Below are 18,672 nucleotides of genomic sequence, written 5' to 3' on the forward strand. Positions count from 1 at the left end.
TACAAGGGCCGCGCCGAACTGGCGCGGCCCTTCGTCCTCAATACGGCGACCAGAATAATAGCAACGCGTGGGGCGAAATGCCTGTCACGCCAGCCGATCAACAGGGGCTAACATGGGACTTTTCATTCTAAGGCGTGTGGGGATTATGCTGCTTACAGCGTTGTGCCTGACATTCCTGGTCTTCTTCCTTACCAATCTCTACCCGAACCTGGAAAAGCTTGCGAAGACGCAGGGCAATTTCCGGATGTCTGATGAACAGGTCGAAAGCTATCTAGAGAAAAACGGCTACCTCCAGTCCACGCCGATCAAATACGGTGAATGGCTGGGTGTCCTGCCCTCGTTCAGACACACAAATGAGGACGGAACCGTTCAGGGTAGATGTATCCTGCCAGGCAAAACTGCCGAGGAATCTCCGAATTTCTGCGGTATCCTGCAGGGGTACTGGGGATATTCAACTGTCTTCAAGGAAGAGGTCTCTACCGTTGTTGGCAACCGGCTGGCACTGACCGGACGGCTGATGTTCTGGGTGATGCTGCTGATGGTCCCTTCGGCACTCATTCTGGGCATCCTGGCCGGGATGAAGGAAGGTTCGGCCACTGACCGGACGCTTTCAACCTTTGCCATCACGACGACGGCGACCCCAGAATACGTCTCGGGCGTTATCTTCATAGCGATCTTCACATCCTCCGCCGTCGGACTCAAATGGTTCAAAGGCACCGCCACTCAGGCGATGGAGAACCCGACATTTGAGAATTTCTTCCTACCAGTGTTGACCATCGCGCTTTACGGGATGGGCTATATCGCCCGGATGACCCGCGCCTCAATGACCGAGGTGATGACGGCGCAATACATCAGGACGGCGCGTCTGAAAGGCGTGTCATTCCCGAATATCGTCATGAAACACGCGCTGCGCAACGCGCTTATCGCGCCCTTTACAGTCATTATGCTGCAGTTCCCATGGCTGCTGAATGGTGTCGTGATCGTCGAGACCCTGTTTAACTACAAGGGCTTTGGCTGGGCGCTTGTACAGGCAGCGGGCAACAATGACATCCAGCTGCTGCTGGCGATCTCGGTCGTGTCGGTCTTTGTGGTGCTGGTGACGCAGCTGATCTCGGATATCGGCTATGTCTACCTCAACCCGCGCATCCGCATTTCGTAAGGAGGGATAGATCATGGAACCACTTACCTGGACCGGCTCTATCGCCTTCCTGAACCCGCTGTTGATGATTGCGTTGGGACTGATGCTTTTGTCCATCGTTGTCTGGATGCTGGCAAGTATCGTGCTGCCCGAAGATCAGATGATTGTGAATGCCGATGGGACGCTCATTTCGAGCTCTGGCCTGAGAATCCTGATACAATCGGCGCTGCGCTATAGCTTTTTGGCAAGTGTGGGAATCGCGGTGGCGTACATTGTCCTTGGCATCCTGATGGGGACCAGTGCTGGCATCATCGGCGCTATCTCTCAGCAGTTTCTGCCCGTCTGGCTGTCGCTGATCATCCTTTATGCGATGTCGATTGCGTTCAAGCGCAAGCTGGGCCTTTATGGCAAGCTGTTCGACAGCCCCATTGGGATGATCGGCTTTGGCCTTGTGATGTTCTGGGTGTTCACCGGCATATTTGGCGCACTCGATCTGATCGTAACCCACGATCCCCTATCGCAGGTCTCGGGTATGAAGAACAAGGTGCCGGGCACCCCGCTTCCCAATCTGGAGGACGGTCAATACGCTTGGTATTTGCTGGGTGGAGATAACCTCGCGCGCGACGTCTTTAGCCGTATGGTTAAAGGTGCTTGGATCGTCGTGCAGATCGCGCCGCTGGCGACGATGTTTGCCTTCATGGTCGGTATCACTCTGGGTTTACCCGCAGGCTACTATGGCGGGCGTCTGGATACGCTCCTGTCATTCCTCGCGAACCTGATCCTGGCTTTTCCCGTTATCTTGCTGTTCTACCTTTTGGTCACGCCCGAGATCGTAGCGACCGGCGTGCCGAACTATATGGCGGCGATCCTATTCGTGTTCCCGATCATCTTCCTCGGCGTTCTGCTGAATTCGCGTTTCTATACGCGTCCCAGTTTTCGAACGCCTTTGTTGATCGGCGTTCTGGGTGTTGCGCTCTGGCTCTACCTGTCGCTGATTTCGACCGGTGGCTACATCATCAACACCGACAGCTACCGCATCTGGGGTCTGCCGACCTACCTTGATCTGTTCGATATTCCAGGCGGTATTCTGGTGGTGTTCGTCTCGGTGGTCTTCGTGAACTCTCCGACCGTGTTCCGCATCGTACGCGGACTGGCGCTGGACATCAAAACTCGCGACTATGTGGCTGCGGCCCAAACGCGCGGCGAGGGTCCATGGTACATCATGCTGTGGGAAATCCTGCCCAACGCGCGTGGCCCGCTGATCGTCGATTTCTGCCTGCGCATCGGCTACACGACCATCCTGCTTGGAACCTTGGGTTTCTTCGGGCTGGGGCTGCCACCGGAAAGCCCCGACTGGGGCTCGACGATCAACGAGGGGCGCAAGCTTCTGTCGATCTATCTACATCCCGCACTGCCGCCCGCGCTGGCATTGCTGTCGCTGGTTCTTGGCTTGAACCTGCTGGCGGATGGTCTGCGCGAAGAAAGTCTGAAGGACTGATTGTGATCGAGGCCGGGGGCTCTGCCCCCGGACCCCCGAGATATTTTTAGCCAGATGAAGGGGAACCCCCGGACTCTCGCGAGGAGTAATAAGATGAACAAACTGGCGGATTATGACGGGCCAATCCTGGAGATCGACAAGCTTTCGATTTCCTTCTTTACCCGCCTTCGTGAGATCCCTGCCGTGATGGATTTCTCGGTCAGTGTGCAACCCGGCGAAGCCGTCGGTTTGGTGGGTGAATCAGGTTGTGGGAAATCTACCGTGGCGCTGGGTGTCATGCAGGATCTGGGCAAGAACGGGCGCATCGTTGGCGGCTCGATCAAGTTCAAAGGCCGCGATTTGGGCGAGATGACCACCGAAGAGCTGCGCGACATTCGTGGCAATGAAATCGCGATGATCTATCAGGAGCCGATGGCCTCGCTGAACCCGGCGATGAAGATCGGCAAACAGCTGATGGAAGTGCCAATGATTCATGAGGGCGTTGGTGCCGAAGAGGCCTATGCTCGTGCGTTGGAAGTGGTCACCGATGTACGCCTGCCCGACCCTGAGCGGATGCTGAACTCGTTCCCGCATCAGCTGTCAGGCGGTCAGCAGCAGCGGATCGTGATTGCGATGGCGCTGATGTCGAAACCTGCCTTGTTGATCTTGGATGAGCCAACAACCGCTCTGGACGTGACGGTCGAGGCCGCCGTGGTCGAGTTGGTCAAGGATCTGGGCAAGAAATACGGCACCTCGATGCTGTTCATCTCGCACAATCTGGGTCTGGTGCTGGAAACCTGCGACCGGCTTTGCGTGATGTATTCAGGTGAGGCCGTCGAGCGTGGCTCGATCAAGGATGTATTCGACGAAATGCAGCACCCGTATACGCAAGCGCTGTTCCGCTCGATCCCGCTGCCGGGCGCCGACAAGAACTCGCGCCCGCTGGTGGCCATACCTGGGAACTTTCCCCTGCCCCATGAGCGGCCTCCGGGCTGTAACTTTGGTCCGCGCTGCGACTATTTCGAAGAAGGTCGCTGTGACGCCAAGGATATCCTGATGGAGGCGGTACCGGGCAACGACCGACACCACACGCGATGCTTGAAATTCCAGGAAATCGACTGGAACGCGCCAATCACCGTTGGTGAACAGAAAGAGAAAGGCGAGATTGGCCGGACTGTTCTGAAAATGGACAACCTCAAGAAATACTATGAGGTGGCTGCGAATGCATTGTTCGGCGGTGGTGAGACCAAAGTGGTCAAGGCCAATGAGACGCTAAGCTTTGAAGCGCATGAATCCGAGACGCTTGCCATTGTCGGCGAATCCGGTTGCGGCAAATCCACCTTTGCGAAGGTCTTGATGGGGCTGGAAACGGCCACCGACGGGCAGATCCTGCTGGACAATCGCAATATCGAGGACGTGCCCATCGAAGAACGCGACGCCAAGACCGTTGGCGAAGTGCAGATGGTGTTTCAGAACCCGTTCGACACGCTGAACCCGTCGATGACCGTAGGCCGTCAAATCATCCGGGCGCTGGAAATCTTTGGTGTCGGTGACTCCGAGGCCGATCGCAAGAAGCGGATGCTGGAACTGCTGGATCTCGTGAAATTGCCCCGCGCCTTCGCGGACAGGATGCCACGCCAGCTATCAGGCGGTCAGAAGCAGCGCGTCGGTATCGCCCGCGCCTTTGCCGGTGATGCACGGATCGTGGTTGCGGATGAACCGGTTTCGGCGCTGGACGTATCCGTACAAGCTGCCGTTACAGACCTGTTGATGGAAATTCAGCGCGAGCACAAAACCACGCTGCTGTTCATCAGTCACGACCTTTCAATCGTACGCTATCTCAGTGACCGTGTGATGGTGATGTATCTGGGGCATGTGGTTGAACTGGGCACCACCGATCAGGTCTTTAGCCCACCCTATCATCCCTACACTGAGGCATTGCTAAGTGCGGTTCCAATCGCGGACACATCGATCGAAAAACAGCACATCGTGCTTGAGGGCGATATCCCCTCGGCCATGAACCCGCCGCCGGGTTGCCCATTCCAAACACGCTGTCGCTGGAAATCAGAAGTGCCGGATGGGCGATGCGAATCCCATGTGCCCCCGGTGCAAACACTTGCGGATGGTCATCAGGTGAAATGTCACCTTGCCGAAGACATTCTGGCCAAAATGGAGCCGGTTATCAAGATTGCGGCCGAATAGATCCGCGCAAACGAAAGAAAAGGGCCGGTCAAAACCGGCCCTTTCAATTTGCGTCACGTTTAGTGGGGAGACAGGCGACGCAGGTCGTGGGTGAGTGGCAGTTTCTGATTGTAATCAGCCCGTCATCACGTTGTTGCCGAAGTGCATGAACTCCTGATTCATACCCGCCACATCTCCGGCTTCCAGTTTTAGACTGGCGCTGTCGAGCATCTTGTAACTCTGCTGGCTTTTGACCCAATCGTCTGCGGCCTGCAGCGTCGTAAGCGTGTATGACGTAACCTCATTGAGGTAGTGCGTCGGGATGATGATCTTGGGCTTGAGCTTGGCGACAATATCATTGCCCTGATCGAAGCTAAGGATGTGTTCCGATCCGTCGACGGGCAAAGTCAGCACGTCTACCTGTCCTATAGCATCCCAGAACTCCTGAGGCGGATTGTGGCGGTTGTCGCCCCAGATCAAGGTGCGAATGCCTCCGGTTTCGACAAGGTAGACCACCATGTCCATATGTCCGACGTTGTTGGGCGGACAAGCTTCCGCGCCAAACTCGGCCAAGGCGTTGGTCCATTCGTACCAACCCGGCGCAACGCAGGCATGTTTGTCAGCAAAACCTGTGATCTTAAGATCAGCAAATTCAAAATTGCCCGCCATCCTGTCTAAAACCATTGTGGAACTTGGTCGCTCGATAGCGTCATGGTCAAAATGAGCATGAGTGGACATGGTGATATCAACTGGGATCTGCGGGAACTCGTTGCGGAACCACAGGCCCCATGCGCCGGAGGGATCATCGCGCCAAGGATCAAACAATACGGTCGCTCCGTTTGGGGAGGTAATTTTGATCGCGCAGTGACCGTAATAATCGATTCCAACCGCTCCCGTACTTGCCTGACCAGTCGAGCCCTGTAGATCGATTACATGGTTATTGTTGCCAGGCTGCAGCCAAGCCTGCGATTGCGCCTCGGCCGGTTTGCTACCCAGCAGTGAGGCCCCTGCACCGACACCGGCGGCCCCGGCAGCCATAAAGAACGATCGACGCGACAGACCAGTTGCCAATGTGTCGCGTTCTCCGTTTAGAATTGTGGGTTTCAGATCTTTGCGATCCATTTTTTATCCTCCCGAGTTGAAAAGGCCCGGCTTGGTCCGCACCCTTGCGACCAACCTAGCGCGCGTGGCACAGGTTGCTCAGATCAGAAAAATCGGGGGGTAATATGGGGGAAATCCCCATATTCAGAAATCACGAAATCGACAAAAGATGGCTTCGCAAGTTCTGGTCACGGCCTTCGAGGCCAAGTTTTCGACGAATATTATTCCGATGAAAATCAATTGTAGAAGTTTCGCGCGACATGGCCCGGGCGATATCTTTCGTGGTTTTGCCCGACATGACCAGCTGAGCAATTTCGATCTCGGTCGGCGTCATGACCGAAAACGCATCCGATAGTTTGTCGGAAATCATTGAAGTAATCTCTTGCAGATTACGCTCGGCCAGTTCCAGATAAACTTGCGAGGCGTCGCCTTCGGTCAATAGCCCGCGCAACTTGTCCAGATAAGGCAACACCATCGTGCGAACCTGATCTACGATATCCTGATCCCGGTCTTTCCGATCGTCGTCCAAACTGGTCAACAGCACCCGTAGCGCCGTGTTTGTTTCCTGCAGCTCCCGCGTCCTCGCCGCGACGCGGTGCTCCAGTTGCGCCAGAGTTTCATTCAACTTCACTTCCAGCGCTCGGCGCAGGTAAACCTCTTGGATCAAAGCCAAATCCGATTCAACCATGCGCGCAAACTGTGCCAAACCTTCACGAAACAACAAGGCCCGGCGATTGCGGTGACGGTCCAAGACGCAGATTGTTCCGAATACCGAACCATCCGGCCACTTCAGCGGAAAACCGATATAGAAGGACATGCCATGCTCCATGTCCTCATTGTCGCTCCAGGCCGGGTCACAGGTTGCGTCCTCGACAACAAATTCGCCGTCGCGTTCCAGAACGCCCTGACAATAGAGCTTCGGGTTCAGTCGAAAATTCATGCCGACCGGGTATGGGTTTTCTGGATGATCCGATGTGATCAGAACCGCATGATCCGGCGCTTCGGTCTTCATGATCAAAGTGGCGGGCACATCGGCCAGCTGCGAAACAAGGTCGACCAAACGCTGCCAGTTCGCCATTGTTTCGGGCGGTATGTTGGGTCGATCTTGGATCATCGCAATTCGCACCAGTCCGAAAAGTTATCCAATCAGACTAGGACAGCGTTTGGCGGTAGATCAAGAAACAGACACGCTGCGGCGCAGCTAGCCCCCCCAGATCACTTTTACGTAGTTCTGGGTTTCCTTGTAGGGTGGAATTCCGCCGTGCTTTTCAACTGCTTTGGGCCCTGCATTGTAAGCTGCCAGTGCAAGGCGCCAGGACTTGAACTTGCGGTATTGCCAGGAAAGATAACGCGCACCACCCTCCAGATTCTGGATCGGATCGTGCGGATTGACGCCAAGCAGCCGCGCGGTCTGGGGCATCAGTTGCGCAAGACCCAACGCCCCTTTGTGGGATTTGGCATTCGGGTTCCACCCGCTTTCTTGTTGAACAAGTCGCAGGAAAAGTTCTTCCGGCACATTATGTTGCCGCGCTGCTTTTCTGGCATGATCGAGATACTGGCCCCGATAGTTACCAGTGTAACGCTTGACGAATTTCCCACGCTCGGTCTTGGGTTTAAGCCGTTCAGAGCCGCGATATTGCGTAGCGGCCCGATTATCCAAAACCTTGGATTGCTTGAGGAATATCGCCTTGCGATTCTTGGTGGACAGCGTTTCTGCCTGCGTCGCGAACGACGTCAGACAAAGACCCAATACCGAGATACCACCGACCAGAAAACGCATTAATGCCAATCCTGCACCCTCAACAACCAATCAGATTATAGTTAAATCAGCCGGAAATGAAAGCTTGGTTAAGACAGTCCTAATGTTTTCCTGCTCAGCGTTGCACGATCAATCATGTTTCAACCAAGTCGTAGCCCGTATAGGGTCAGCACCAGAATACAGCGCCAGATTCGGGCGCCATCCAGTCAGAGTAAAACGAGGGAATATATGGCGGGTTCAGTCAACAAGGTCATTCTGATCGGCAATCTCGGTGCCGACCCCGAGGTGCGGTCGTTCCAGAACGGTGGTAAGGTGTGCAACCTGCGCATCGCAACGTCAGAGACATGGAAAGACCGCAACACTGGTGAGCGTCGGGATCGAACCCAATGGCACACAGTCGCCATCTTTTCGGAACCTCTGGTTCGCGTTGCCGAGCAGTATTTGCGTAAAGGCAGCAAAGTCTATGTCGAGGGCCAGTTAGAGACCCGCAAGTGGCAGGATCAGTCGGGGCAGGATCGCTATTCGACTGAGGTTGTCCTGCGCCCTTACCGCAGCGAGCTGACTATGCTGGATGCCCGCGGTGAAGGCGGTGGCGGCGGTGGTGGCTATGGCGGTGGTCAGGCCGGAGGAGGCTATGGTGATCCCTATGGCGGCCAGTCCAGCGCCCCTGCCCCTGCATCCGGCGGCATCGATGACGACGAGATTCCGTTCTAAACCAAACGGAGAAACAACATGGCATGGTCCTTCTCACTTGGCCGATTGCTCGGCTCGGAACTGAGGGTCCATGTCACCTTCTTCCTGCTGCTCGCCTGGGTTGGTTTTGCAGCGTATTCCAGCGGTGGTTGGCCCGCTGCGCTCAACAACATCCTGTTCGTTCTGGCTTTGTTTGCCTGTGTCGTCGCGCATGAATTCGGTCACGCGCTCATGGCAAGGCGATACGGCATTCGCACCCCTGATATCACTTTGCTGCCAATCGGTGGACTGGCACGTCTTGAGCGGATGCCAGAAAAACCGATGCAGGAGGTTTGGGTCGCCTTAGCAGGCCCGGCCGTAAACGTCGTCATCTGGGCCATCCTTGTGGTTTTAGGCGCGGGGATACAACTTGGATCGCTGGCCCAGATCGACTCGGCAGGCACGAACCTATTGAGCGGTCTGGCCTATGTGAATCTGCTGCTGGCGGCCTTCAACATGATCCCGGCATTTCCGATGGACGGCGGGCGTGTATTCCGCGCCTTGCTATGTATGAAGATGGAACGTGCCAAGGCCACGCGGATCGCCGCCCTTGGCGGTCAGATCGTAGCGGTCGGGCTTGGTTTTCTGGGGCTGACCTCTGGCAACCCGATCCTGGTTCTGATCGCCGTATTTGTCTTCATTGCCGCGAATTCCGAAAACCAGGACGTTGCACTACGTTCGGTTGCGCGGCGTGTGAAGGCCCGGGATGCGATGATCACCGAGTTCAAGGCGTTGTCGCCCGATGATACGTTGGCGACGGCGGCTCAAGCGGTCATTCATACGACCCAGCACGAGTTTCCCGTCTTGGCCGAGGATGGCAGCCTTTTGGGTTTTGTCACCCGTGACCGACTGTTCGCAGCGTTAGCAAGCGACCATCCCCGATCCGAGCCTGCAGCGTCGATTATGGATAAGAACATACCACAAGTCGCACTCACCAGCGGATTGGACCAAGTTCTGAATGGCCTGCATAAAGGTGCACCCGCAATTGCTGTATGCACCAAATCGGGACACATGGTTGGCTATATCACCCGCGAAAACATCGGCGAGCTGATGGTAATCCAGGGGCGCTGAATCTCAGCAGGCGGCCAGCGCATCATCAAGCACCGAGACCACTGTCTCGCGCGGCACTTCTGAAGTGACGAATGCCTGCCCGATGCCTCGTGCCATAATGAAACGCAACTGGCCATCCACGACCTTTTTGTCCTGCGCCATCAGATCGACCAGTGTTTCTGCATCCGGCAGTTCACCCGGAATATCGGCCAGATCAGTCTTCATGCCCATGGCGCGCAAATGCGCCCTGACACGGCTTGGATCTTCTTGCGGGCAAAGCCCCAGCCGAGAAGAAGTTTCAAACGCCAGCGCACAGCCGATGGCGACACCTTCACCGTGCAGCAATCGATCAGAATAATCGGTTGCAGCCTCAAGCGCGTGGCAGAAAGTATGACCCAGATTGAGCAGCGCCCGGTCGCCCTGCTCGGTCTCGTCGCGTGCCACGATATCGGCCTTCATCTGAACCGAGCGTGTGACGGCCTGCACGCGCGCAGCCATGTCGCCGGATGCTAACAGAGGCCCGTTATCTTCAAGCCACTCAAAGAACTGGGCATCGCCCAACAGTCCATATTTGACGACTTCGCCATATCCGGCGAGAAAGTCCCGCGTCTGTAACGTACCCAGCACGTCCGTGTCGGCCAACACCAGTGACGGCTGGTGAAACGCTCCAATCAGGTTCTTGCCCTGTGGCGCGTTGATCCCGGTCTTGCCGCCAACCGAGCTGTCGACCTGTGCCAGCAGCGAGGTCGGTATCTGAACAAAGCGCACCCCGCGCCGCATCACTGCTGCAGCAAATCCCGCCAGATCACCGATCACACCCCCTCCTAGCGCAACGACGATGTCGTTCCGTTCAACCTTTTCCGCCAGCAACCATTCCACAGCGCGCTCAAAATGCGGCCAGCTTTTGGTCGCCTCACCCGCCGGAAGCGCCAGCGCGGTCATCTCGATCCCGGCTGAGGCCAGACCATCGCGCAGGGCGTCCAGATGCATTCCCGCGACCGTTTCATCGGTCAGAACGGCAACGCGTGGGCGCTTTAGAAGCGGGGCAATCCGTTCCCCTGATTGCGCCAAAAGGCCGGGGCCGATCTCTACATCATAAGAACGCTCGGCCAAATCAACATGTACGGTTTGATGCATTAAATTCGTTCCAATATATCCGGGCGCGTCACCAATGCGGCAATCACCCGATCCACCATATCTTCGATTGCGGTTTCGCCATCTGAGTCAGCCACCAGATCGGCCTGTTCATAGATCGGCACGCGCGCCTCGTACAAACCACGCAACGTTGCATACGGGTCTGCCGTACGCAGCAATGGGCGCGTGTCTTTATGTTTGACGCGATTCCACAACACGTTCAGATCGGCCCGCAACCACACAGATGCACCACGATCTGAGATCATTTTTCGATTGCCTTCTGCCAGAAACGCGCCGCCTCCAGTCGACAGAATGCCTTTTTCCTCGTCCAGAAGCCGCCCGATGATCTGACTTTCCTTGCTGCGAAAGAACGCCTCACCATCGCGGGCAAATATCTCGGGGATGGTCATGTTGGCTGCCGATTCGATCTCGGAATCGCTATCGAGAAAGGGAACGCCGAGCCGAGCCGCCAGAGCCCGGCCCACCGCAGTCTTTCCAGCCCCCATCATTCCGACCAAAACGACGGTTTTGTGCAGTTGAAACTGCGCGGCTGTGTCGGAACGCACCGTGTTATGCTTAATTTCGCTCATTTCGTCGTGAATGACGTGATCTTAAGAAAAATGCTAGTTATAACTTGGGCAAAAGCGCAAATTGAGGCAGCGTTCACCCATGGGCCGTTTAATCAAGTTCCTGATTTACCTCATCTGCCTGTGTTTCATCGGGCTGGTTGGGTATGCCTATGTCGGGCCGTTTTTTGGTGCGGACTTTTCCGCTCCTCAAAGTGAAGTCCGCGAACCGGTCATCTTGAATGCCGACTAGAACCACTCTTCTGGCGCTTTTTCTGGCCGGAACTGCGCAGGCACAATCGACGGAGCCCTTGTCGATCATCGACTGGCTGACCGACCCGCCTGAGAATCTGCCGGGCACAGTGCTATTAGAGCCACCTGTCACCCAGACAGGGTTACAGCCGGACGTGCAGGTCACCCCGCTTGAGGCGCTGTCGCCTCCGTTGGGTTTGGTGGCCTCTTCCGTCACGGGTCTGCCAGTCAACTTGTGGCAGAACAGCGATGCGGATCGTCTGGCGGAACTGATCGCGCAGGTGCGGGTCAAGTCCAACCCCGCTATGCAACGGCTGCTGTTCACCCTGCTCCTTTCCGAGGCACGTCCCCCGAGCGGAGGACAGGCAGAAGACAAATTGCTGATGGCGCGACTGGACCGCCTTATGCAATTGGGCGCATCCGATCCGGTACAATCTCTGGTTCAGCTGGCCGGTCCGACCGATACGCAAGCTCGTTTCAAACGCTGGTTCGATGCAACTTTGCTGACGGGTGACGAAGACCGGAGTTGTACGGCGCTGATCGCGCAGCCGAATTTGTCTCGGGATTACGCAGCGCAAATATTCTGCAAGGCCCGTCGTGGAGATTGGGCCTCAGCCGCGCTGACGCTCGAAGCCGCTCATGCGCTGCAGGTGCTGCCCGAGGACCAGCTTGCGTTGCTCGATCGCTTTCTCAGCCCGGAATTGTTCGAAGGGGCTGAGTATCTTCCTCAGCCCGACGACCCGAATCCGCTTACGTTCCGTCTGTTCGAGGCCATTGGTGAACGTTTGCCCACGGCTTCACTGCCACGGGCGTTCGCCAATGCCGATCTGCGCGATGTGGCGGGCTGGAAAGCCCAGGTCGAAGCTGCTGAACGATTGACGCGGATTGGGGCGCTGACACCCAATCAGTTGCTTGGCCTATATACCGAACGTTCGCCGGCTGCTTCGGGCGCCGTGTGGGATCGCGTGGCTGCCATCCAACGGTTCGAAACCGCATTGGGAACCGGAAATCCCGATGCGGTTTCCAAGACTTTAATTGAGGTTTGGGCCCAGATGAAGTCAGTCGGGCTTGAAGTTCCGTTTGCCGAACTCTTTGCCCCGCGCCTGGCTGCAATCAAACTGTCTGGTCCGGCTGCCGAGAATCTGAGGTGGCGTATTCTTCTGTTGTCCGAGCTTTATGAAGACGCGGCGCAAAACGTGCCTGATAGTTCAGAGACCAACATGTTTCTGGCCGCCCTGGCACAGGGCGATCCGCAACGCGCGCCGTCGCCAACCCCTTTGGCGGATGCCATTTCGCAGGGCTTTGCCTGGTCCGCGCCCATCCCTTCGGATATCGACGGGCTGCTGAGTAACGATCAATTGGGCGAAGCCATTCTGGAAACGATGCAATTGTTCGCCCATGGCGCGCGCGGCAATCTGGTCGACCTGACCGCTGCAATCGCTGCGTTCCGCCGCGTGGGTCTTGAAGACACCGCACGTCGGGCCGCGTTGCAGTTGATGATCTTGAACGGGGCTTGAGCATGACCGCGCCCGCGTCTCAGGAGCTGTGGATTTCCACCTTCCTCGAAGCACAAGCTGCCGAGCTTGGCGCTGCCACCAACACCCTGCTCGCCTATGGCCGGGATCTGAAAGATTTCTCTGATTGGTTGACGCGTCGGAAATCGGGCTTTTCCGAAGCGGATCGCGATCGGATCGAAGGTTACCTGATCGATTGCGATGCGCAGGGCCTGTCGCGCTCGACAAGGGCACGGCGGTTGTCGGCGATCAAACAATTGTATCGATTTGCTTTCGAAGAAGGCTGGCGCGAAAGCAACCCGGCCATCCAGATCAAGGGACCAGGGCGCCCCAAGCGATTGCCTAAGACACTGGACGTGCCCGAAGTTGACCGCCTGCTTGCAGCAGCGCGGCGCACGGGTCGTTCCGACGCAGACAAAATTCGCAACACGTGCCTGATGGAACTGCTCTATGCGACGGGGATGCGGGTGACAGAACTGGTGTCGCTGCCGGTCAGTTCAGCCAGAGGTGATCCCCGCATGCTGCTGGTCCTCGGCAAAGGCGGGAAAGAGCGGATGGTTCCGCTGTCCCCCCCTGCCCGCGAGGCGTTGGCAGACTGGCTGCAAGCCCGCGATGCGGCCGAGGAAAAAGCCGTTTCCAAGGGAGGACAAGCGTCGCGTTTCCTGTTCCCGTCGCGCGGGAAATCCGGTCACCTGACGCGGCATCGCTTCTTTCTGCTGGTCAAGGAACTGGCGATCGAAGGCGGTGTTTCGCCTGAAAAAGTCACACCTCACACGCTGCGCCATGCGTTTGCGACGCACCTGCTGGCCAATGGCGCGGATTTGCGCTCGATCCAGACGCTGTTGGGCCATGCAGATGTGGCGACGACCGAGATCTATACGCATGTTCTGGATGAACGCCTGTCGGAACTGGTGTTGGAACACCACCCGCTGGCCAAAGACGACACCTCAGATCAGGGCTAACCCCTTGATTGGCCGGGCCCGCACCCCCATAACGAATGCAGCAACACGAACAACCTAGGACCAATGGAACCCACTCCTTCTCTGCTTGATGGCGCATTCTGGATCACGACAGGATCCATTCTTCTTCTCCTTGTCCTATCGGGCTTTTTCTCGGGCTCCGAAACTGCGCTGACCGCATCATCGCGTGGCAAGCTGAGAGCGCAGGCTGACAAAGGCTCGCGCGGGGCGAAAAAAGCGCTGGAAATCACCGATGATAACGAACGTCTGATCGGCTCGGTCCTTCTCGGCAACAACCTTGTCAACATCCTTGCCGCTTCGTTGGCGACCGCCCTGTTTACACGCCTGTTCGGCGAAAGCGGTGTGGCGCTGGCGACGCTCGTGATGACCCTTCTGGTGCTGATCTTTGCCGAGGTGCTGCCCAAGACCTACGCGATTACCAACGCCGAAAAAGCCGCCGCCTTGGTGGCACCCGTTATCAGCGTCGTCGTAACGGTGTTCTCTCCGGTGGTGGCTGCCGTCCGACTGCTGGTGCGCGGTGTATTGCGCCTGTTCGGCGTACAGATCGACCCTGATAGCAACATCCTTGCGGTCCGTGAAGAAATCGCTGGCGCATTGCAACTGGGCCATTCCGAAGGTGTGGTCGAAAAAGAAGATCGCGACCGTATTCTGGGCGCGCTCGATCTTGGCGACCGCGCGGTGGAAGAGATCATGCTTCACCGCTCGAATATTGAGATGATCGATGCGGATGACGAACCCGAGGCGATCCTGAAACAGTGTCTGGAAAGCCCACACACCCGCCTGCCTGTGTTCCGTGAAGAACAGGAAAACATCGTGGGTGTCGTGCACGCCAAAGACTTGTTCCGCGCAATGTATGCGCAGGTAGGTGGCGCGGATGGTGACCCTGAACGGCTTAAGAACTTCGACATCGCGAAGGTTGCCAATGATCCTTATTTCGTGCCCGAAACCACCACTCTGGACGACCAAATGCGTGAGTTTCTTCGCATGCACAGCCACTTCGCGCTTGTTGTTGACGAATATGGATCGCTGCGCGGGCTGATCACGCTGGAAGATATTCTGGAAGAGATCGTGGGCGAGATCGCAGACGAGTTCGACATCGACGAAGATGTCCCCGTTACCCGATCTGACGACGGCCAGTATCTGGTCGAAGGCGCGATGACCATCCGCGACGCAAACCGCGCGCTAGACTGGTCGCTGCCGGATGAAGAAGCCAACACGCTGGCCGGTTTGGTGATCCACGAGGCTCAGATGATCCCCATTGTGGGCCAAGTATTCTCGTTCCACGGTTTCCGGTTTGAGGTCACGGCCCGCGAAGGCAACAGGATCACGGCCCTCAAGGTCCGTCCTCTCTAAGCCCTACAGCATGCGTATTCAGCAAACGACGCGCGGTGTCGCGAACGGAACAGTAATACGCCAGAGCCCTCGGCAGGCTCGGCCAAAAGCCGAGGGAGAAACATCGTGAAAACCACCACCCGTGTCGCAGTTATCGGAGGCGGCGTTGTCGGATGCTCGGTCCTATATCACCTGACCAAGCTCGGTTGGTCGGATGTGATGCTGCTGGAACGGTCTGAGCTAACCAGCGGTTCGACCTGGCATGCGGCGGGCGGGTTTCACACCCTGAACGGTGACACAAACATGGCCGCCCTGCAGGGCTATACCATCCGGCTGTACAAAGAGCTGGAAGAGATCACGGGCATGTCGTGTGGACTGCACCACGTCGGCGGCGTCACGCTGGCCGACAATCAAGACCGGTTCGACATGTTGCTCGCCGAACGCGCCAAGCACCGATTCATGGGTCTTGAGACCGAGATCGTCGGGCCTGAGGAGATCAAGAAGATCGCTCCGATCACCAACACCGATGGGATCCTTGGTGCGCTGTATGATCCGCTGGACGGGCATCTTGATCCGTCCGGTACAACACACGCATACGCCAAGGCCGCGCGTATGGGCGGGGCTACGATCGAAACACATTGCATGGTGCGCGAGACGAACCAGCGCCCGGACGGAACTTGGGACGTGGTGACCGACAAGGGTACAATTCACGCCGAACATATCGTCAATGCGGGCGGATTGTGGGCGCGCGAGGTCGGTGCGATGGCCGGGATCTATTTCCCGTTGCATCCGATGGAGCATCAATATCTGGTCACCGACAACATACCCGAGATCGAGGCCATCATCGACGCAGGTGGCGAGCACCCGCATGTGATGGACCCCGCTGGCGAAAGCTATCTGCGGCAGGAAGGGCGTGGACTGTGCATCGGCTTCTACGAACAGCCTTGCAAGCCTTGGGCGGTCGACGGCACCCCGTGGGAGTTTGGCCATGAATTGCTGCCCGATGACTTCGACAAGATCACCGATAGCATCGAATTCGCCTACAAACGCTTCCCTGTTCTCGCTGAGGCGGGTGTCAAATCCGTCATCCATGGGCCGTTTACCTTTGCCCCGGATGGCAACCCTCTGGTCGGTCCGGTGCCTGGCGTGCGGAACTACTGGTCAGCCTGCGGTGTCATGGCCGGTTTCAGCCAAGGCGGTGGTGTTGGCTTGACCCTTGCTCAATGGATGATCGAAGGCGAACCCGAACGCGATGTGTTTGCCATGGATGTGGCGCGGTTTGGCGATTGGATCGGCCCGGGCTATACGCGCCCCAAGGTGATCGAGAACTATCAGAAGCGGTTCAGCGTCGCTTATCCGAACGAGGAACTGCCTGCAGCGCGTCCCAACCGAACCACACCAATGTACGACATCTTCAGCGATCTCGGTGCCGTTTGGGGGCAGCAATACGGGCTGGAAGTACCAAACTACTTTGCCCAAGGCGATGAACCGGATTTCGAGACACCCTCATTCCGCCGTTCCAACGCCTTTGAGGCCACCGGCCGCGAAGTTCGTGCCGTGCGTGGAGGTGTTGGGATCAACGAAGTCCACAATTTCGGAAAATACCGTATTACCGGTGCCGGTGCTCGTGCATGGCTGGATCGCATCATGGCGGGCCGCATACCCAAACCAGGCCGCGTTTCACTGACGCCAATGTTGTCGCATAAAGGTAAGCTGATCGGGGATTTCACCGTCTCCTGCTTGGGCGACGACCTTTTTCACCTGACCGCCTCATACGGAAGTCAGGCATTTCATATGCGCTGGTTCCTGCAAAACCAGGACCATGGCGTGGGCATCGAGAACATCAGCGACCGGTTGAATGGGTTTCAGATCGCAGGCCCCAAGGCCACCGAGGTTTTGTCGGCCTGCACCAGAGAAGCAGTCACCTCGCTCAGGTTCCTCGACGTGCGCGAGATGACAATTGGCATGACGGACTGCATCGTTCAGCGTGTCAGCTATACCGGCGATCTGGGTTATGAGATTTATTGCGACCCAATGGCCCAACGGCAACTCTGGTGGAGTTTGTGGCAAGCGGGTCAAGCTCATGACATGACCCCATTTGGCATGCGCGCAATGATGAGTCTGCGTCTGGACAAGTTCTTTGGCTCGTGGATGCGAGAATTTTCACCCGACTATACAGCGGCAGAAACCGGGTTGGATCGGTTTATCTCATTCTCAAAGAACAGTGATTTCATAGGCCGAGCAGCGGCCGAGGCCGAGCGCGCATCTGGCGCTGATCGCCGCTTGGTGGCTTTTGAGGTCGACGCGGCAGATGCAGATGTAAACGCGTACGAACCGATCTGGTCGGACGGCACTGTCGTCGGCTTCTGTACATCTGGTGGGTATTCGCACTTTGCGGACAAGTCGATTGCCATGGGGTTCCTCCCGACTGAACAGGCCACCGAGGGACGTGCAGTTGAAATTGAAATTCTAGGTCAGATGCACAAAGCGCGTGTCATCACGACCCCACTTTTCGATCCCGATGGCGCAAGAATGCGGGGATGACTTATTAATCCACCGACGGCATGCTTGCGAAATGACGCAGATTCCCATCATCCTGCTCGCTGCCGGGCAATCCAGCCGCATGGGTGGTGCTGATAAGTTAATGCAACCGATTGAAGGCGTGCCGCTTCTGCGCCGAGTGGCTCAGCGGGCGCTTGCCGCAGGTCACGTTATCATCGCCCTGCCCCCGGCCCCACATCCCCGATATACGGTGCTACAGGGCCTCGATGTTCAACTGGTCGAAATCCCAAATGCGCAAGAAGGCATGAATGCCAGTTTGAGAGGCGCAATAGCCTCCGTTCCAGCAAATGCACCTGCGGTCATGATCCTGTTATCGGACCTTCCGGACCTCACAACCCAAGACCTGAACAGCGTTCTCCGATCGGTCAAAACCCACCCTGACAATCTGATATGGCGTGGGGCTACTGAGGAAGGTGCTCCCGGCCATCCTGTCGTCTTTGATCGTTCTCTATTTTCAGAGCTTTCGGAACTGAACGGTGACAGCGGCGCGCAGATTGTCGTGCAACGCTACAAGGGCAAGGTTCATCTGCATCGCCTGCCCGCCCAGAATGCGCTGCTTGATTTGGATACACCCGCCGATTGGACCCGTTGGAATGCGGGCCGACCGCAAAAGCAGCCCCTCAAATAAACGCGACCCGGTCAATAATGACCGGGTCGCATGCCCAAAAACAGGACTACCACTTTCACCAATCTCTAAAGCGCGGTCAGATCGCCAATCAGGCTTCCCGACGTTGTGCTGCTGAACCTAAACAAGACCCCCTCGTTAACATGCCGCTCAGCGCTATGGAGACTGAGATGCGCCTTTGACACCCCCTAGTGCCTAAGGCCCCCCTCACTTGGGCAACTCCAATGTCGCTGATCCGATGCGTTCAAACAATGTAAAATTGGATGAAA

Annotated in this window: 16 protein-coding genes; 11 read left to right on the forward strand and 5 right to left on the reverse strand. The window is 57.0% G+C overall.

Features of this window, described 5'->3' with window-relative positions; all coding sequences use genetic code 11:
• Positions 1–112: 112 nt before the first annotated feature.
• From ACRZ96_RS03915 to ACRZ96_RS03925, 3 genes are all read left to right on the forward strand, one after another.
• On the forward strand, positions 113–1,159 hold the full coding sequence (locus ACRZ96_RS03915; RefSeq protein WP_170393299.1) for an ABC transporter permease: 1,047 nt from the start codon (positions 113–115) through the stop codon (positions 1,157–1,159).
• A 13-nt stretch (positions 1,160–1,172) separates the two neighbouring features.
• The gene (locus tag ACRZ96_RS03920; protein ID WP_480569394.1) at positions 1,173–2,636 is read left to right on the forward strand and encodes an ABC transporter permease; all 1,464 of its coding nucleotides are present in this window, start codon (positions 1,173–1,175) and stop codon (positions 2,634–2,636) included.
• A 93-nt stretch (positions 2,637–2,729) separates the two neighbouring features.
• Positions 2,730–4,817, forward strand: coding sequence for a dipeptide ABC transporter ATP-binding protein (locus ACRZ96_RS03925; RefSeq protein ID WP_170393301.1), 2,088 nt, complete (start codon positions 2,730–2,732; stop codon positions 4,815–4,817).
• 114 nt (positions 4,818–4,931) lie between these two features.
• Here the strand turns inward: ACRZ96_RS03925 and ACRZ96_RS03930 are convergent, their stop codons facing one another.
• The 3 genes from ACRZ96_RS03930 to ACRZ96_RS03940 all read right to left on the reverse strand — a co-directional run bounded on the left by ACRZ96_RS03930 (position 4,932) and on the right by ACRZ96_RS03940 (position 7,677).
• Positions 4,932–5,918 (reverse strand): MBL fold metallo-hydrolase, encoded by a 987-nt coding sequence (locus ACRZ96_RS03930; protein WP_170510750.1) that lies wholly within the window; start codon positions 5,916–5,918, stop codon positions 4,932–4,934.
• A 130-nt stretch (positions 5,919–6,048) separates the two neighbouring features.
• Complete coding sequence (locus tag ACRZ96_RS03935) at positions 6,049–7,011, reverse strand: LuxR C-terminal-related transcriptional regulator (protein ID WP_170405297.1); 963 nt, start codon at positions 7,009–7,011, stop codon at positions 6,049–6,051.
• Positions 7,012–7,098: 87 nt separating this feature from the next.
• Positions 7,099–7,677, reverse strand: coding sequence for a lytic transglycosylase domain-containing protein (locus ACRZ96_RS03940; RefSeq protein WP_170405293.1), 579 nt, complete (start codon positions 7,675–7,677; stop codon positions 7,099–7,101).
• 207 nt (positions 7,678–7,884) lie between these two features.
• On the opposite strand from ACRZ96_RS03940, the gene ssb reads away from it, so the two are divergent.
• Together ssb and ACRZ96_RS03950 are read left to right on the forward strand one after the other, a co-directional pair.
• Positions 7,885–8,370: a single-stranded DNA-binding protein gene (ssb, locus tag ACRZ96_RS03945; protein ID WP_170393305.1), complete on the forward strand. Its 486-nt coding sequence runs from the start codon at positions 7,885–7,887 to the stop codon at positions 8,368–8,370.
• A gap of 18 nt (positions 8,371–8,388) precedes the next feature.
• On the forward strand, positions 8,389–9,459 hold the full coding sequence (locus tag ACRZ96_RS03950) for a site-2 protease family protein (protein WP_480704627.1): 1,071 nt from the start codon (positions 8,389–8,391) through the stop codon (positions 9,457–9,459).
• A gap of 3 nt (positions 9,460–9,462) precedes the next feature.
• Here the strand turns inward: ACRZ96_RS03950 and aroB are convergent, their stop codons facing one another.
• Both aroB and ACRZ96_RS03960 read right to left on the reverse strand, forming a co-directional pair.
• On the reverse strand, positions 9,463–10,575 hold the full coding sequence (aroB, locus tag ACRZ96_RS03955) for a 3-dehydroquinate synthase (protein WP_480704625.1): 1,113 nt from the start codon (positions 10,573–10,575) through the stop codon (positions 9,463–9,465).
• The gene (locus ACRZ96_RS03960; RefSeq protein WP_170393308.1) at positions 10,575–11,162 is read right to left on the reverse strand and encodes a shikimate kinase; all 588 of its coding nucleotides are present in this window, start codon (positions 11,160–11,162) and stop codon (positions 10,575–10,577) included. The genes aroB and ACRZ96_RS03960 overlap by 1 nt, the downstream gene beginning before the upstream one ends.
• Positions 11,163–11,241: 79 nt before the next feature.
• On the opposite strand from ACRZ96_RS03960, the gene ACRZ96_RS03965 reads away from it, so the two are divergent.
• The 6 genes from ACRZ96_RS03965 to ACRZ96_RS03990 all read left to right on the forward strand — a co-directional run bounded on the left by ACRZ96_RS03965 (position 11,242) and on the right by ACRZ96_RS03990 (position 18,406).
• Positions 11,242–11,391 carry a hypothetical protein gene (locus tag ACRZ96_RS03965; protein ID WP_170393309.1) on the forward strand — a complete coding sequence of 50 codons (150 nt, stop codon included), beginning with the start codon at positions 11,242–11,244 and terminating at the stop codon, positions 11,389–11,391.
• On the forward strand, positions 11,381–12,907 hold the full coding sequence (locus ACRZ96_RS03970; RefSeq protein ID WP_480704622.1) for a hypothetical protein: 1,527 nt from the start codon (positions 11,381–11,383) through the stop codon (positions 12,905–12,907). The genes ACRZ96_RS03965 and ACRZ96_RS03970 overlap by 11 nt, the downstream gene beginning before the upstream one ends.
• Before the next feature lie 2 nt (positions 12,908–12,909).
• Positions 12,910–13,866, forward strand: coding sequence for a site-specific tyrosine recombinase XerD (locus ACRZ96_RS03975; RefSeq protein WP_170563074.1), 957 nt, complete (start codon positions 12,910–12,912; stop codon positions 13,864–13,866).
• A gap of 63 nt (positions 13,867–13,929) precedes the next feature.
• On the forward strand, positions 13,930–15,237 hold the full coding sequence (locus tag ACRZ96_RS03980; protein WP_170393312.1) for an HlyC/CorC family transporter: 1,308 nt from the start codon (positions 13,930–13,932) through the stop codon (positions 15,235–15,237).
• A gap of 105 nt (positions 15,238–15,342) precedes the next feature.
• A complete protein-coding gene (locus ACRZ96_RS03985; protein ID WP_480704620.1) occupies positions 15,343–17,760 on the forward strand; it encodes a GcvT family protein in 2,418 nt (805 codons plus the stop codon).
• A 31-nt stretch (positions 17,761–17,791) separates the two neighbouring features.
• On the forward strand, positions 17,792–18,406 hold the full coding sequence (locus ACRZ96_RS03990) for a nucleotidyltransferase family protein (protein WP_170393314.1): 615 nt from the start codon (positions 17,792–17,794) through the stop codon (positions 18,404–18,406).
• The last annotated feature ends 266 nt before the right edge of the window (positions 18,407–18,672 follow it).

This window comes from Ruegeria sp. CF1 (assembly GCF_056537445.1).